Source organism: Allobosea sp. 05T438 (assembly GCF_056396025.1).
Map to the genome: position 1 here is coordinate 1 of NZ_JBFTKQ010000020.1, position 16731 is coordinate 16731.

The window sequence follows — 16731 nt, forward strand, 5'->3', positions numbered from 1 at the left end:
GCGAGCAATTCGCGCAGGAAGACGGTCTCGCGCTTGCTGTTGGGCAGTTCGATGCCGATGGCGTTCTTGCCCTGCACCACCGCCACGCGGGCCGAGACCGCGCTCATCGAGCGCGCGATGTCGTCGGCAAGCGAAATCACCCGCGAGCTCTTGGTGCCGGGGGCCGGCTCAAGCTCGTAGAGGGTCACCACAGGCCCGGGGCGAACTTGCGTGATCTCGCCGCGCACGCCGAAATCTTCGAGCACGCCTTCGAGCAGCGTCGCGTTCTGCTCCAGTGCATCCGTCGAAACGGCATTGGCCGCGGCCTTTTTGGGCTCGGCCAGGTAGGTCAGCGGCGGCAGCTCGAAGCCTTCCCGGTCGAGGAGCGAGGGCTGCGCCTCGCGCTGCATGCGCTTGCCGGGCTTGGGCGCCGCGCGCGGCATGGCCACCCGCGGGGCGTTGAGATCGCGAAGATCCTGCGGGTCGTCATCGAGATCAAAGGGTGCGTCGATGTCATCCTGAGCCCGGCCCTTCGCGATGGCGGCACGCGCGCCCGGAAGCGGTTCGGGATCGAACTCGGGAAGGCCGCGGCGGCCCGTGGGCGTTTCGCCGAACTGCGGCTCACGCCGGACGCGGCTGCTGGTTTCGGCCGGCAGCGTGCCGGTATCGACGGCGGGCTCTGGCGGTTGCGGCAGGCGGCGCAGGATGGCGGCGCGCAGGGCCATGGCGCCATGGGCCAGCCAGCCGATCAGGATGACGGTGATGCCGGGCTCGTCGTCGCGGCGTTCCTCGCCGTCCGACCAGCTGTCCTCCGCCTCGTCGCCGTCGAGCGCAGGATCGTCGTCGGTGACGAAGCCGAAGCCGGCGGCGGCAGTGACAGCGAGAATGGCGATGCCGGCATAGAGGAAGCCGACGAGACTGCCGACAGCGCCGCCGGCGATGCCGGCGATGTTGCGCGTGCCGAAGAGCAGGCCGTCGCCGATGACGCCGCCCATGCCGGTCGGAAGCGGCCAGCGCGGGGTCGCCGGCAGGGCGCTTGCGACGGCGGCGGTGGCGGCGACGCCGACGACCCAGAGGCCGAGCTTCAGCGCACCGCGGTCAAAGAGATGGAACCGGATCAGCCTGAGCGCCCAGATCATCGGTGGGAACAGCAATGCGATGACGCCGAGGCCGATGAGCTGCATCAGCAGATCGGCAACCATGGCGCCGGGGCGCCCGAGCCAGTTGCGGACGGCGCCGCTGGTGGCGTTGTTCAGGCTGGGATCGTCGACCGACCAGCTCGCGAGCGCGACGGCGATCGCGACCATCAGGGCCAGCACGCCGAGCCCGGTCAGCTCCGAGGCGCGGCGCGACAGGAACTCCCGCACCGGATCGGGCAGGCGGTCCATGAGCGATTGGGAGCGGCGAATGGTGCGCATGCGGCTTCAGGTCGTGTCCGGACTGTCGGGCCGCATCATTCCGGCCATCAGCGAGAGGTTAGGAAGGCGAGGTTAAGACCCGCTTAACCTTGAAACTCGCCCACAGTCTCCTGCCGCCGGATGTCGGGAGGCCGAGGAGCCGGAGCGTGCCGAACCGGCGATAAGAAGAGAAAACCCCGGCGGTTGCCCGCCGGGGTCCGGGATTCACGTGAAACCTCTCGAAGGTCACATGTTGTAGGCGCGCTCGCCGTGTTCGGCGATGTCGAGGCCCTCGCGCTCCTGGTCGGTGGTGACACGCAGGCCGACGATCACGTCGACGATCTTGTAGAGGATCGCCGAGCCGACGCCGCTGAACACCAGCGTGAACAGCACCGCCTTGACCTGCGCCATGACTGCCGGGCCGAACTCGTAGGCGGCGACGACGAGCTCGCCGGGCTTGCTCGAATAGTCCGGGATGCCTCCGCCGCCGAGTGCGGTGTTGACCAGGATGCCGGTCGCGATCGCGCCGATGATGCCGCCGACGCAGTGGATGCCGAAGACATCGAGCGAGTCGTCATAGCCGAGCGCGTTCTTCACCGTCGTGCAGAAGACGAAGCAGACGACACCGACGACGAGTCCGAGGACGATCGAGCCCATCGGACCGGCGAAGCCGGCAGCCGGGGTGACGGCGACGAGGCCGGCGACCGCACCCGAGACCATGCCGAGCATCGAGGGCTTGCCCTTGATCGCCCATTCGACGAAGAGCCAGCCCAGCGCGGCGGCCGCCGTGGCGACGAAGGTGTTGATCATGGCGAGCGCGGCGGTGCCGTTGGCTTCGAGGTTCGAGCCGGCGTTGAAGCCGAACCAGCCGACCCAGAGCAGCGCGGCGCCGATCAGGGTCATGGTCAGCGAGTGCGGCGCCATCAGCTCCTTGCCGTAGCCGATGCGCTTGCCCATCAGAATGCAGCCGACGAGGCCCGCGATGCCCGCGTTGATGTGGACCACCGTGCCACCGGCGAAGTCGAGCGCGCCCCACTTGAAGAGCATGCCGGCATCGGCATTGACCGCGTCGAGCGCGGACTGTGCCGCAGCCTTGCCGTCCGCGCCGGCCTCGGCGAGCGCCTTGGCGGCGTTGCCGACCGCGTCAGGCCCGCCCCAGTACCAGACCATGTGGGCCATCGGGAAATAGATGAAGGTGACCCAGAGCACGGTGAACAGCAGCAGGGCCGAGAACTTCATGCGCTCCGCGAAGGCGCCGACGATGAGCGCCGGCGTGATGCAGGCGAAGGTCATCTGGAAGCAGATATAGACGAATTCGGGGATATAGACCCCATTCGAGAAGGTCCCCGCCACAGTAGTCGCGTCGACGCCCCTCAGAAAGGCCTTCGAGAAGCCGCCGACGAAGTCGTTCAGCCCGCCGCCATTGGTGAAGGCGAGCGAATAGCCATAGGCGACCCAGAGGATGCAGACGACGCTGACGATGGCGAAGACCTGGGTCAACACCGAGAGCATGTTCTTGGAACGGACGAGACCGCCGTAGAAGAGGGCGAGACCCGGAATTGTCATGAGCAGGACGAGGATCGTCGAACTCATCATGAAGGCGACGTCGCCCTTGTTGGGAACGGGTGGTGCGGCGGCGGGGGCCTGGGCGAGTGCGACGCCGGCCGAAACCGCGGCCAGCGTGAGGCCGATCAATCCGGCCCGCAGGGAAGTCCTCAAATTCATCGTCTAAAACTCCTGGAGGGTCGGGCTCAGAGGGCGTCGGCGTCGGTCTCGCCGGTGCGGATGCGCACGGCTTTCTCGATCGAAGAAACGAAGATCTTGCCGTCGCCGATCTGGCCGGTGCGGGCAGCGGCGGTGATCGCCTCGATCACCTGCGGGACGAGCTCGTCGGAGACCGCGACCTCGATCTTGATCTTCGGCAGGAAGCTCACGGCGTATTCGGCGCCGCGGTAGATCTCCGTATGACCCTTCTGGCGGCCATAGCCCTTGACTTCGGTTACCGTCAGGCCGTGGACGCCGATAGCGGTGAGCCCGTCGCGCACCTCCTCCAGCTTGAACGGCTTGATGATCGCCATCACGATTTTCATATGCTCGGTTTCCCCGTCTGCGCCGCCCGGTCGTCAGCCCTGGCGATCTTGTTGCGCCTCGCGCGCCCTGCGGCTCGCAGTGCGTCGCAACCCGCAATTCAAGGGGCGTGCCAACCCGTTTCCGGAGCGACGAGGGCGCATCCAGAGGGTGAAAGCCGAAGAAGCGGTGAGGAGAACGGCAGATGTGCCTAATAAATAGGCATCAACTCGCGCGAGAAGCAGCCGCTCGAATGCGCGTCAACCCAGATCCGGCCGAGGCCGGATAAGCCCTTCCTGCGCCACGGAGGCGACGAGCCGCCCCTGCCGGTCGAAGACGAGGCCGCGCGAGAAGCCGCGGGCACCGGAGGTCGAGGGGCTGTCCTGCGAGTAGAGGAGCCATTCGTCGGCCCGGAACGGACGATGAAACCACAATGCATGATCGAGGCTGGCGCCCTGGATCTTCTGGTCGAAGACGGTGGTGCCATGCGCGATCAGGCTGGAATCGAGCAGCATCAAATCGGATGCGTAGGCCAGTACGCTCTGATGGAAGGCCGGTTCATCCGGAAGGGGCTCCATTGCCCGGATCCAGACATTGAACTTCGGCTCCATCTTGCCGCCAGTGCGGTAGCGCTCCAGCTCGACGGGACGAATCTCGATCGGCCGCTTGCGCTGATAATAGGCCTGCACCGCGTCCGGCATGTGCGGGAGCACACTCTTCGCCATCTCCTCCCGATCCGGCAGCTCGTCCGGCATCGGTACCTTCGGCATCGGCATCTGATGCTCGAAGCCGGGCTCGTCGACCTGGAAGGAAGCGGACATGGCGAAGATCGCCTCGCCCTTCTGGATGGCGAGCACGCGCCGCGTCGTGAAGGAGCGGCCATCCCGCAGCCGGTCGACTTCATAGACGATCGGAATCTCGGGGTCGCCAGGCAGCAGGAAATAGGCGTGCAGCGAATGCGGCTGCCGATCCTCGACCGTCTTGCAGGCGGCATAAAGCGATTGCGCGATAACCTGTCCGCCGAAGACACGCGGCCAGTTCGACTTCGGGCTGCGACCGCGGAACAGGTTGCGCTCGAGCGGTTCGAGGTCGAGGATCGCCGTCAGGGAGGCGCTGATCTGGGACATGGCGGCGGGTATCGCGGTCGGGTTGACGGAGCGGCCGGCGGCCCGCACAGGAACAGCCGGTTCGTCTCGCATCAGCACCGAGGCGTCCCGAGCCGTCAAGACGTCAGAGGAAGCAGCAGCATGGCCATCGAGCGGGATTCCGACATGCGCATCGTCATCGCGGGTGGCGGGATCGCGGGGCTGACCCTGGCGCTGGCGCTGAAGCGGGCGCTCGGGAGCGATTTCGCGATCACCCTGGCCGATCCGGCGCTGGCTGCGCCGCCGCGCGCGGACAACCGCGCCTACGCCGTCGCAGCCGGTGCCCGCGCCATGCTGGAGACGCTGGGAATCTGGGATGCCGTTGCAGGCTCTGCGCAGGCGATGACGGAGATGATCGTCTCGGACAGCCGGACGAAGGATGCGGTGCGCCCGGTCTTTCTGACCTTCGACGGCGAGGTCGAGCCCGGCCAGCCCTTTGCCCACATGGTCGAGAATGCAGCGCTGGTTGCGGAACTCAAGACGGCCTGCGAGCGCGAAGGCGTCGAGCTGCGCGCGACCGGGGTGCGCCGCTTCACGACCGAGGAAGCTGCCGTTACGGTCACCTTCGGCGACGGCGCGCACGCGCAAGCGAGCCTGCTGGTCGCTGCCGACGGCGCGCGCTCGAAGCTGCGCGATCAGGCCGGCATCGGCTGGGTCGGCTGGGGTTACGCCCAATCCGGCATCGTCGCGACGATCGGCCATGAGCGTCCGCATGGCGGCCGCGCCGTCGAGCATTTCCTGCCCTCAGGGCCCTTCGCCATCCTGCCATTGGCGGATGGCGGCCGGCTCGGCCACCGTTCCTCGATCGTCTGGACCGAGAGGACGGGAAACGTCCCGGCTCTGCTCTCGCTCGATGCGCAGGACCTGCTCGCCGAGATCGAGACGCGCTTCGGGCTCGAGCTTGGCGAGATCGCGCTCGAAAGCGCAGTGAGCGCGCATCCGCTTGGCTTCGGTGTTGCCCGGCGCTTCGTCGCCGAGCGGTTCGCGCTGCTTGGCGACGCCGCGCATCTGATCCACCCCATCGCCGGGCAAGGACTCAACCTGGGCTTGAAGGATGTCGCGGCGCTGGCCGAGACCGTTGTCGACGCGGCCCGGCTCGGGCTCGATCCCGGCTCGCTCGACGTGCTCGAAGGCTATGAGAAGGCGCGCCGCTTCGACACGGTGGCGATGGGTGCGGTTACGGACGGGTTGAACCGGCTGTTCTCGAACGACGCGACGCCGATCAGGCTGGCGCGCGACTTCGGCCTCGGGGTCGTCGACCGGCTGCCGGGCCTGAAGCGCTTCTTCATCCGCGAGGCGGCGGGCGTTGCGGGCGCGCCGCCGCGGCTGCTCCGGGGCGAGGCGTTGTAGGAAGCGCCATCGGCCCTCGTCATTCCGGGACCGGCCCTGCAGGCCGCCCCGGAATGACGGAGTAGGTCAATCCTCCAGCGGCCGGGCTTCTTCCGGCAGCATGATCGGGATGCCGTCGCGGATCGGATAGGCGAGCTTCGCCGCCCGGCTGATCAGCTCCTGCTTCGCAGCATCGTATTCGAGCGTCGCCTTGGTCAGCGGACAGACCAGGATTTCGAGCAGCTTGGGGTCGATGCGGGTGCTGTGGTCGGCTTCGGTCATTCGGTTCGTCCTGTTCAGCCGCGCTTGTGCGGCAGGTCGGCCAGCATGCCGGCTGCCACCATCAGCTTCGGCAAGGTGAGGCCGGAGCTCGCGATCGCGTTGACGGTGGAGCGGGTCCGTTCCGCCTCCTCGCCGCGCTCCGCGAGCCAGCTGTCCAGTGTGCCTTCGCCGTTTCCAGACGCGGAAGCCTCCTGGGTCAGGCTTGAATGGGCATCGTCGAGCGTTTCAAGCGCGCGCTCGCGGGCAAGGCGCTCGTAATCGTCGGTCGCGGGGACCGCTGACGCCGCCGTCTTCAGGCTCGACAGGCCGAACAGCGCGTCGATGCCGAAGTGGATGCGGGCGACATCGCCGATCTTGCGCTTGCTGCGCTCGGCGATGTCGACGATGTCGGTCGCCTCCGCCAATGCCGGCAGGCTGGCGACGCGGGTCGCAAGCGCCTCCGGCACGCCTTCCGAGGTCAGCACGGCAATGCGGGCGAGACAGGCCTGCGAGGCGGCCTCGGGCAGCAGGCTGCCGAGCTCGGCCGACAATTCCTTCACGCCCTTGGCGTAATGGGCGATCGTCTGCTCGATCGTGCCGGGCTTGGCGACCCCGCGGCGCAGGAACCAGCCCATCCGGTTGGTGACGAGCTCCTGGGCGGCCCCATAGAGGCCGAGCTGGGTCTTGCCGGGGATCCTGGCATCGAGCGCGTCGATCTCGCCGTTGAGCGCGATCAGGTCGAAGGAATCGCGGGCGATGGCGTAGGCGGCGGCGATGGCCGGCGCGTCCGAGCGGGTCAGCGCCGCCAGGACCGGCACCAGTGACGGGCCGCCGCGGTTGACGATGGCGTTGGCGAGCTGCGTCGCCACAATCTCGCGCCGCAGCTTGTGGCTGGCGATGGCGTCCGGATAGGCGTCCCGCAGCGCCTTCGGGAAGTAGCGGACGAGTTCGCTGGCGAGATAGGGATCGTCCGGCACCGAGGATTCCAGCAGCGCGTCGTGCAGAGAGAGCTTGGCATAGGCCAGGAGCACGGCGAGCTCCGGCCGGGTCAGGCCTTCGCTGCGCTTCTCGCGCTCGGCGAGCTGGGCATCGCTCGGCAGGTACTCGACCGAGCGGTCGAGACGGCCGTCCTGCTCCAGCCTCTGCATCAGGAAGCGCAGGCCGGGCGTTGCCGCAGCACCTTGCGCCTCGGTGAGCGAGAGCGCGAGCGTCTGCAGATAGTTGTTGCGCAGAACGAGGTCGCCGACCTCGTCGGTCATCGCAGCGAGCAGGGCGTTGCGCTTGTCCTCCTTGAGGCGGCCGTCCTTCACCGGGCCGGCGAGCGCGATCTTGATGTTGACCTCGACGTCGGAGGTGTTGACGCCGGCGGAGTTGTCGATGGCGTCGGTGTTGAGCTTCACGCCCTTGCGCGCCGCCTCGATGCGGCCGCGCTGGGTCACGCCGAGATTGGCGCCTTCGCCGACGACACGGGCGCGGAGATCGTTGCCGGCGACGCGAATCGCGTCATTGGCGCGGTCGCCGACCTGTGCGTCGGTCTCGTCGCTGGCGCGGATATAGGTGCCGATGCCGCCGAACCAGAGCAGATCGACGCGCGCCTTCAGGATCGCCGTCATCAGCTCGGGCGGCGAGACCTCTGCCTTGTCGAGGTCGAGCAGGGCGCGGACCTCGGCTGAAAGCGGGATGCTCTTGGCCTGACGCGAGAAGATGCCGCCGCCCTTCGAGATCAGCTTCTTGTCGTAATCCTGCCAGGAGGAACGCGGCAGGGCGAAGAGGCGCTGGCGCTCGGCCAGCGACTCGGCCGGGTCCGGGGTGGGATCGAGGAAGATGTCGCGGTGGTCGAAGGCCGCGACGAGCTTGATCGCCGGCGAGAGCAGCATGCCGTTGCCGAAGACATCGCCCGACATGTCGCCGACGCCGGCGACGGTGAAGGGCGTGGTCTGGATGTCGATATCGACCTCGCGGAAATGGCGCTTCACCGCTTCCCAGGCGCCACGGGCGGTGATGCCCATACCCTTGTGGTCGTAGCCCTGCGAGCCGCCGGAGGCGAAGGCGTCGCCGAGCCAGTGGTGCTTCTCCAGCGAGATCGCGTTGGCGGTGTCGGAGAAGGTCGCGGTGCCCTTGTCGGCGGCGACGACGAGATAGGGGTCGTCGCCGTCATGGCGCACCGTATCCGGCGGCGGCACGACCGTCTCACCGTCGAGATTGTCGGTGAGCTCGAGCAGGTTGCGGATGAAGATGCGGTAGCTTTCGGTGCCCTCGGCCAGCCAGGCGGCGCGGTCGGAGGCCGGCGGCAGCTGCTTCGGCACGAAGCCGCCCTTGGCGCCGACCGGCACGATCACCGCGTTCTTGACCTGCTGCGCCTTGACGAGGCCGAGCACCTCGGTGCGGAAGTCCTGCGGACGGTCGGACCAGCGCAGGCCGCCGCGCGCGACCTTGCCGAAGCGCATATGAACGCCCTCGACGCGCGGCGAATAGACGAAGATCTCGTAGAGCGGGCGCGGCAGCGGCAGCCCGTCGACCTTGGCGCAGTCGAACTTGAAGGTGATGGTCTGGCGCGGGTGGCCGTCCGGGCCGAGCTGGAAGAAATTGGTGCGCAGGGCGGCGTCGACCAGATTGATCAGGCGACGCAGGATGCGATCCTCGTCGAGGCTGGTGACGGCGTCGAGCGCCTCCTCGATCTCGGCGCGCTTCTGGGCCATGCGCTGCTCGCGCTCGCCCGCCGGAACGCGCGGATCGAACTTCGCATTGAAATAGGCGATCAGGCCCGAGGCGATGTCGGGATGGCGGGTCAGCGCATCCGCGATGTAGCCCTGCGCATAGGGTGCGCCGGCCTGCCGGAGATAGCGGCCGAAGGCGCGCAGCAGCGCGGCCTCGCGCCAGGCGAGGCCGGCGGCGAGGACGAGCTGGTCGAAGCGGTCGGATTCGGCAAGCCCGCGGAACTGCGCCATCAGGGCGGCCTCGATCGTCGGATCGAGATGCTCGATGTCGATCTCGCCGTCGTCGGCGCGCTCCAGCGTCATGTCGTGCAGCCAGACGCGCACGTTCTCGCCGGTGCCCTGGGGCATGACGTTGTAGGTCCGCTCGTTGACGACGCGGAAGCCCATGTTCTCCAGCACCGGCACGCGGGCCGAGAGCGAGATCGGCGCGCCGCGCGAGAAGACCTTAAGATTGGCGCGCTTGGCGTCGTCGCCCTCGCGCCGGTAGAGATTGACGGCCCGAGCGCGCTCCGGCGTCAGCTGCTGGAGCATCTCGATGTCGATCAGCGCGTCGGCCGCCGAGAAGCGCTCGCGATAGGCGGCGCCGAAGGCTTCGGCATAGCGCTCGGCGAGCGCGCGGGCGGCAGGCCCGGCCTTCTCCTGATCGAGCACGTCCTTGAGGCCGTCGCCCCAGGTGCGGACGATGGCGCTGATGCCGGCTTCGAGCGTGGCGCGGTCGATGCGCGGGGTTTTGCCCTCGTCGCGGCCGATGATGTAGTGGGTGCGCGACAGTGGCCCCTCGGGATAGGCCGGGTAGGCGGCAGAGATGCGACCGTTGTAGATCCGGGCCAGGAATTCGCCGACACGCTGGCGCACCGTGGTGTCGTAGCGGTCCTTCGGGATGAAGACGAGAATCGAGACGAAGCGATCGAACTCGTCGACGCGGGCAAGCGCGCGGATGCGCGGGCGCTCGGTGAGCTGCAGGATGTCGAGTGCGAATTGCTCCAGCGTCGGGGTATCGATCTGGAACAGCTCGTCGCGCGGATAGGCGTCGAGCACGTTCATCAGCGCGCGGCCGGAATAGCTCGCCGGATCGAAGCCGATGTTCTTGGCGACGCGCGCGACCTTCAGCCGCAGATAGGGGATGGCGCGAGCCGAGCCGGTATAGGCGTTCGAGGTCAGCAGACCGACGATGCGCAGCTCGCCGTCGAKCCGGCCATCCGGCGTGAACAGCTTGACGCCGACATAGTCGAGATGGACGCGCCGGTGGACCAGGCTCTTGACGTTGGCCTTGGTGATGATGAGCGCCTGGGGCTTGGCCAGGAAGGAGCGCACCTCCGGCGTGGTCGTCACCAGCTCGCGGCCCTTGCGCAGCACCTTGACGGAAGGGTCGCGCAGGATGCCGAGGCCGGAGCCCTCGATCGGATCGGCCGCGACGTCGCCGCCGGGGAAGCGATAGGCGCGGATGCCGAGCAGGGTGAAGTTGTCCCCGGCGATCCATTCGAGGAACTGCAGCGCCTCGGCGATCTCGTCCTCAGGCAGTGGTGGCGGGTTGGCACGATAAGCCTGGATCACCTCGGTGATGCGGCCCCGCATCGCGGCCCAGTCGTCGACCGCCAGGGCGACGTCGGCATAGACATGCTCCAGACCGGCGCGGAGCTTCTCACGCGCCGCGGGCGTGTCGATGCGCGGGACATGGATGTGCAGCAGGCTTTCACGCCGCGTGCCTTCCGGCGCACGGCCGGTGGCTTCGCCGGCGAGCGAGACGAACTTGCCCTTCGCGTCACGTGCCACGGCCAGAATCGGATGGGCGACCAGGCGGGGTTCGTAACCCCGATCCTGCAGTTCGGCGAGCGTCGAATCGAGCAGGAACGGTTTGTTGTCGTTGACGACTTCCAGGATGGTGACCTGGCGCTTGCGGTCACCTTCGCCGAACTCGTCGTCGCGGAAACGCAGGTTGATCGTCTCGGGCTTGCGCGGCTCTGCCAGATGCTCGTAGGCGGCGGCCGCGGTGTGGGCCAGCATTTCCGGCGGCAGGGCCTCAAGATCCTCGGCGACCGAACGACCGTAGAGCAGGCGGGGGAATTCGGCCGGCATCGCGCTCTTCAGGCCCGTGGCCGCGGCTTCGATGGCTGCGATCGCTCCGGCGGTCGCGTTCGTCACCCGTTTGCCCATGTGTCACCCCAGTTGTTTTGCAGCAGCGATGGCATAGGCTGCTCAGGCTTTCAACTTTGCCTTGCCTGAAAAAGCGGCAAAATTGCCGCACAGGATCTAACAGGATGCACCATGGCGACGAAGCATGACAAACCAAAGGTAGGCGAAGAGCCGGTACGGCAGGATGCGCCGCCACGGGTGATGGCACTGGAGCTGAAGCCGGGAAAGCTCTCGCCCGAGAATGACGCCTATTTCGAGAAATGCCGGGAGAAGCTCGGCTTCGTGCCGAACGTGCTGAGCTCCTACGCCCATGACAACGCCAAGCTCTCGGCCTTCGCGGCGTTCTATAACGACCTGATGCTCGCGCCCTCCGGCCTATCCAAGCTGGAGCGCGAGATGATTGCGGTCGCGGTGTCGAGCGTGAACCGCTGCTACTACTGCCTCACTGCCCATGGCGCCGCGGTTCGCCAGCTCTCCGGCGATCCGGTGCTGGGCGAAATCTTGGTGATGAACTACCGGGCGGCGGAGCTGTCGGTGCGGCACCGCGCGATGCTGGACTTCGCCGTGAAGCTGACCGAAACGCCGCATCTCATCGGAGAAGACGACAGGGAAACCCTGCGCAGGGCCGGGTTCGGCGAACGCGACATCTGGGACATCGGCGCGGTCGCGTCCTTCTACAACATGTCGAATCGCATGGCCTCGGCCGTCGATATGCGGCCCAATGCCGAGTATCACACCCAGGCGCGCTAGCTTGCTTTCCTGGTTGTTGCGGCCTTGTGAAGCGGGGTGCCACCCCCAAAAAGAAAACGGCCGGCGCAATGCCAGCCGCTAGTTGGCCCCGACTCGGTGGCCCGGCTCCACCGGAACTCCGGGGGGCTGGGGGGCTGACAAACCGGCGTTCAGCGAAACCGGGCCGTCGAGGCAACGAGGGGAGTTGAGCGGCGCAACTTGGCGCTCGCTTGACGCGTTCGCGGCGAAAATGCGGCATTTGCGACGAATGCTTACCCAGGGCCCGACCCCGGATGAGCGCGATCTCTTGCCAGCGCAGCAGTGCGGGCGCATCATCTCCCGGTCACTTCGAGAGGCTCCGCTCAGGGAGGCGCCATGAGCGAAAGCGAAACGCCGCAATCGCAATCGGCCGGCGCGGTCGTCCATTTTCCGTCGCCGGCCCGGCCGGCGACCGTGACCTTCGACCGGCGCGAACTCAACGAATTGCTCAATCTCTACGGCCGCATGGTCGCGGCCGGCGAGTGGCGCGACTACGCCATCGATTTCCTGAAGGACAAGGCGCAGTTCTCGGTGTTCCGGCGCTCCTCGGAGATGCCGATCTACCGAATCGTCAAGGATCCGGCGCTCGCCCGCCGGCAGGGCGCATATTCGGTCGTCGCTGCGACCGGGCTGATTCTCAAGCGCGGCTCGGAACTGTCCCGCGTCCTCAAGGTGCTCGACCGCAAGCTCAGCATCGTGAACTGAGTCCCGATAGAGCTGTCGCGCCTCAGAAGGACGGCGGCGAGCGGTCGCCTTCGCCCAGCTCTTTCTGCATCAGCATCTGGTCGAGCCAGCGGCCGTGCTTGAAGCCGACCTTCTCGGCCACGCCGATCAGGCGGAAGCCCGCCTTCTCGTGCAGGCGGCGTGAGCCGACCGAGGCGCCGGTGCCGTCCCCGATGACCGCGATCATCTGGCGGAAGCCGCGTTGGGTGCAGGCCTTCATCAGCGCATCGAGGAGCAGGCCGCCGATGCCCAGCCCCTGCGCGGCGGGGGCGATGTAGATCGAGTTCTCGACCGTGGCGCGATAGGCGGGGCGCGGTCGGTAGGCGCCGGCATAGGCATAGCCCAGCACCTCGCCCTCGCGCTCGGCGACGAGATAGGGATAGCCGCCTGCCAGGATGGTCTCGAAGCGGCGCAGCATCTCCGCTTCGCCCGGGGGATTCAGCTCCCAGGACGCCGTCCCATGTAGGACGGCATGGGTGTAGATCGTGGCGATGGCGGGGATGTCGGCGGGAGTGGCCGGGCGGATCGCAGGCTTCGTCATCGCTGCAGAATGAGCAATGCCCGTGCCAAAAGAAAAGCCCCGGCCGTGAGGCCGGGGCTCGCTCCGGGCATGACGCCCTAGGAAGGTCGGCTCAGCGGCGGTCGCCGAGCAGGCTGATCAGCATCTGGAACATGTTGATGAAGTTCAGGTAGAGCGACAGCGCGCCGTTCACCGAGAGCTTCGCAGCCGATTCCGGATCCAGATCCGAAGAGAGATACATCTCCTTCAGGCGCTGGGTGTCCCAGGCGGTCAGGCCGGCGAAGATCAGCACGCCGATCACCGAGATGCCGAAGGACAGCGCGCTCGACGCCAGGAACAGGTTCACCACCGAAGCGATGATCAGCCCGATCAGGCCCATGATCAGGAAGGAGCCCATTCCCGAGAGCGACTTCTTCGTCGTGTAGCCGGCGAGGCTCAGCGCGCCGAAGGCAGCGGCCGTGATGAAGAACACGCGCGTCACCGAGGCGCCGGTGAAGACGACGAGGATCGACGACATCGAGACGCCCATCACCGCCGCGAAGGCGAAGAACATGGCGCGCGCCGAAGAGGCGCTCATGTTTTCGGCCTTGAACGAGAAGAGCATGATGAAGGCGAGCGGGGCCAGCATCACGACCCATTTCAGCGGGCTGAGATAGATCGCCTGGCCGAGCGCGGTCAGACCGGTAATCTTGCCGTCGGGCGTGAAGCCGGCGATCGCCAGCATCGAGATGCCGAGCGCGGCGAGGCCGGTGATGCCGAGGCCGATCGCCATGTTGTTGTAGACGCCGAGCATGAACGAGCGCAGGCCCTGATCCATCTCGACGGCGCTGGTCTGCTGTGCGCGGCCGGCACCCCAGACTGGAGCATTGCGGTCGAAGTTGCTCATTAAGAGAGTTTCCCCTGACGTAGTTTCGGACGACGGATGGCAAGCGGGCGCCAGCCGTCCTCGCACACGATCGGCGCGATGGGAGGAATATGAGGGGCTTTGCCGGTTCTTACAAGGGCTGGCCATGGTTAGGACCGGCCGAGTGATAGAAGTTCGGCACTGCACAAAGGCAGAATTACAGGATTTTAATGTCTATCGAGAGACGTTCCCAGATAGTCATCATAAATTCCTGAGATGAGAAGCAGGCGCTTTCGCGAGTATTTTTATCGTACCGACGAGCCCGAACAGGACGGTGACACTGACCGCTGCAGTCGCGGCCAGTATGGCACCAGTCGGATCACTGACGAATTCGATGCGCATCACTTGCGTGACGATGCCCCAGCCCGCCGCTGTACCCGCGACAACGCCGAAGACGGCCGCGACGAGGCCGATGGCGGCGTATTCAAGGGCGTACGACGAAAGTATGAAGCGACGGGTCGCGCCGAGGGTCTTCAGGATCATCGCGTCATAGAGCCGCGCCCTCTGTCCGGCGGCGAGTGCGCCGCCCAGCACCAGCAGGCTCGCGGCGATGGCGAGGCCGGAGGCACCGCGGATCGCCATGGCGAGCTGGGCGACGATGGTGTTGACCGCTTCGAGCGCGTCCTTGACCCGCACTGCCGTGACGGCGGGGAAATCGAGCGCGAGGCGGCGCATCAGGACGGCGTCGGTCGCGCCCTTGCCATCCGGGCTCGTCGCGATGGTCGCGAGGTTGGTGTGCGGCGCGCCGGCGAAGGTGTTGGGCGAGAACACCATGACGAAGTTGATGCCGAAAGAGCGCCAGTCGACTGTGCGGAGATTGGCGACGCGGGCGGTGATGTTGCGGCCGAGCACATTGACGGTGAGCTTGTCGCCGATCTTCAGGCCGATGCCGGCGGCGTTCTGGGCATCGAAGGAGACCAGCGGCTCGCCGCGATAGTCCGCCGGCCACCACGCGCCGGCGGAAACGCGCGAGCCGTCCGGGATTGTCGCCGCATAGGTGATGCCGCGGTCGCCATCCAGCACCCAGGCGGATTGCTCGCTCGCCTTGATGTCCTCGGCGCGGGTCTCGTTCACGGCGACGATGCGGCCGCGCATCATCGGCACGCGCTCGGTCTTCGCGCCCGGCCGCTGCTCGGAGAGGAAGGCATCGAAGCGATCGGAATCCCGGCTGGGCACGTCGAGGAAGAAGAAGCTCGGCGCCTTGTCGGGGAGGGCACCGGTGAGCTGCCGGGTCAGGCTGACGTCGATGAAGGAGAGCGCCGAGAGCAGCGCGACGCCGAGGCCGAGCGAGAGCACGAGCGAGGGCGTCAGCGCGCCCGGCCGATGGCTGTTGGCGAGTGCCATCCGCAGGGCCGGGCGGCGCGGGCGCGGGATGCGGCGGGCGAGCGCCATCAGCCCGAGCGAGACGGCGCGCAGCAGCACGAAGACGCCGAACATGACGCCGATGTAGATCAGCGCGATCCGGCGGTCATAGGCGAAGCCGATGGCGACGCCGGCGAGCCCGGCCAGCGCCAGCGCGCAGAGGATGAGGTAGATCGCACGCGGGCGGCGTGGGTCGGGCTCGATGCGATCGCGGAAAAGGGCCGAGACCGGGGTGTCGTGCGCCCGTCCGAGCGGAATGATGGCGAAGACGAACGCCGTCAGCAGCCCGTAGAGCGCGGCGATGGCGAGCTCGCCCGGTGCCAAAGTGGGTTCGAACGGAACCGGCAGGATGCTCTGCACGACGGCGCCGAGACCGAAGGGGGCTGCGGCGCCCAGCACGAGGCCGATCGCCGTGCCGATAGCGGCGACGAGCATCACCTCGGTGAGGTGGATGGCGACGACGCGGCCACCGCTGGCGCCGACCGCCTTCATCGTGGCGAAGTCCAGCTTCTTGGCCTCGACGAAGCGGCGCACCGCATTGGCGACGCCGACGCCGCCGACCAGCAGGGCGGTGAGGCCGACCAGCGTCAGAAACTGGGTGAAGCGTTCGAGATTGCGCTGGAAGCTCGGCGCGGCGTTGGCGCGCGAACGGATCTCCCAGCCCGCCTCGCGCTGCTCGCTGCCGACAGCCGCGATCACCTTCTCCAGATCGCCGTCGCCGGAGGCGGTCGGCGGGAGCTGGAGGCGGTAGGTCCAGCGGATCAGGCTGCCCGGCTGGATCAGGCCGGTAGCCCGCAATGCCTCCTGCGACATCAGGAGGCGCGGGCCGAAGCCGATGCCGGCGGCGATCTTGTCGGGTTCGGAGACCAGATTGGCGCGCAGCTGGATCTTGGCGCCGCCGATCGTGACGATGTCGCCGGGTTTGAGGTCGAGCCGGCCGAACAGGACGGGGTCGGCAACTGCGCCGAAAACGCCGTCGCGTTGTTCCAGTAGGCCGGGGAGCGGCGCCTGCGGGTCGGTTTCGACCGCCCCGATGCCCGGATAGGTGGAATCGACCGCCTTGATCTCGACGAGGGCTGCGCCCTTGTCGCCGGCATTGGCCATGCCGCGCATCGTCGCGATGCCGGAGATGGTGCCGCGGGCCGTCAGGAAGGCGAGTTCCGGCGGCGTCGCCTCGCGGTGGATCAGGCTGAAGGCGGCATCGCCACCGAGGATGCGCCGCCCTTCGCGGGCGAGGCCCTCGGTCAGGCCGCGCGAGGCGGAGGCGACGGCGGCGATGGTCATGACGCCGAGCGCCAGGCAGGCGATGAAGACGCCGAAGCCGCCGAGGCCCGCGCGCAGGTCGCGGAAGGCGAGCCGCAGGGCGAGGCCGATGCCGAGCGATCGATAAGCTGGACTCTGGGGCGGCTTGACGAGGGCGTGCATC

At 67.5% G+C, this 16731-nt stretch carries 12 protein-coding genes; 3 read left to right on the plus strand and 9 right to left on the minus strand.

Features of this window, described 5'->3' with window-relative positions:
• The 4 genes from AC1DIN_RS25400 to tesB all read right to left on the minus strand — a co-directional run.
• Positions 1-1397, minus strand: a 1397-nt coding sequence (locus AC1DIN_RS25400) for a DNA translocase FtsK (protein WP_476811754.1), incomplete at its 3' end; no start/stop codon positions are given.
• 225 nt (positions 1398-1622) lie between these two features.
• On the minus strand, positions 1623-3101 hold the full coding sequence (locus AC1DIN_RS25405; protein ID WP_476811755.1) for an ammonium transporter: 1479 nt from the start codon (positions 3099-3101) through the stop codon (positions 1623-1625).
• Between the two features lie 26 nt (positions 3102-3127).
• Positions 3128-3466, minus strand: coding sequence for a P-II family nitrogen regulator (locus AC1DIN_RS25410; protein WP_441473455.1), 339 nt, complete (start codon positions 3464-3466; stop codon positions 3128-3130).
• 237 nt (positions 3467-3703) lie between these two features.
• Entirely contained in the window at positions 3704-4570 is an 867-nt protein-coding gene (tesB, locus tag AC1DIN_RS25415; RefSeq protein WP_476766977.1) for an acyl-CoA thioesterase II, read from the minus strand.
• Between the two features lie 120 nt (positions 4571-4690).
• Between tesB and AC1DIN_RS25420 the strand changes: the two genes are divergently transcribed.
• Positions 4691-5938: a ubiquinone biosynthesis hydroxylase gene (locus AC1DIN_RS25420; protein ID WP_476811756.1), complete on the plus strand. Its 1248-nt coding sequence runs from the start codon at positions 4691-4693 to the stop codon at positions 5936-5938.
• Positions 5939-6004: 66 nt separating this feature from the next.
• On the opposite strand, the gene AC1DIN_RS25425 is transcribed toward AC1DIN_RS25420, so the two are convergent.
• Both AC1DIN_RS25425 and AC1DIN_RS25430 read right to left on the minus strand, forming a co-directional pair.
• The gene (locus AC1DIN_RS25425) at positions 6005-6199 is read right to left on the minus strand and encodes a Trm112 family protein (RefSeq protein WP_441473458.1); all 195 of its coding nucleotides are present in this window, start codon (positions 6197-6199) and stop codon (positions 6005-6007) included.
• Positions 6200-6213: 14 nt separating this feature from the next.
• On the minus strand, positions 6214-10971 hold the full coding sequence (locus AC1DIN_RS25430) for an NAD-glutamate dehydrogenase (RefSeq protein ID WP_476811790.1): 4758 nt from the start codon (positions 10969-10971) through the stop codon (positions 6214-6216).
• A 258-nt stretch (positions 10972-11229) separates the two neighbouring features.
• On the opposite strand from AC1DIN_RS25430, the gene AC1DIN_RS25435 reads away from it, so the two are divergent.
• A complete protein-coding gene (locus AC1DIN_RS25435; RefSeq protein WP_476811791.1) occupies positions 11230-11778 on the plus strand; it encodes a peroxidase-related enzyme in 549 nt (182 codons plus the stop codon).
• Between the two features lie 354 nt (positions 11779-12132).
• The gene (locus tag AC1DIN_RS25440) at positions 12133-12501 is read left to right on the plus strand and encodes a DUF2794 domain-containing protein (protein ID WP_441473459.1); all 369 of its coding nucleotides are present in this window, start codon (positions 12133-12135) and stop codon (positions 12499-12501) included.
• Between the two features lie 22 nt (positions 12502-12523).
• On the opposite strand, the gene AC1DIN_RS25445 is transcribed toward AC1DIN_RS25440, so the two are convergent.
• The 3 genes from AC1DIN_RS25445 to AC1DIN_RS25455 form a co-directional block, all read right to left on the minus strand.
• Complete coding sequence (locus AC1DIN_RS25445) at positions 12524-13060, minus strand: N-acetyltransferase family protein (RefSeq protein ID WP_476811757.1); 537 nt, start codon at positions 13058-13060, stop codon at positions 12524-12526.
• Between the two features lie 91 nt (positions 13061-13151).
• A complete protein-coding gene (locus AC1DIN_RS25450) occupies positions 13152-13925 on the minus strand; it encodes a Bax inhibitor-1/YccA family protein (protein WP_441473461.1) in 774 nt (257 codons plus the stop codon).
• Between the two features lie 219 nt (positions 13926-14144).
• Positions 14145-16730: an ABC transporter permease gene (locus tag AC1DIN_RS25455; RefSeq protein WP_476811758.1), complete on the minus strand. Its 2586-nt coding sequence runs from the start codon at positions 16728-16730 to the stop codon at positions 14145-14147.
• Position 16731 lies beyond the last annotated feature (1 nt).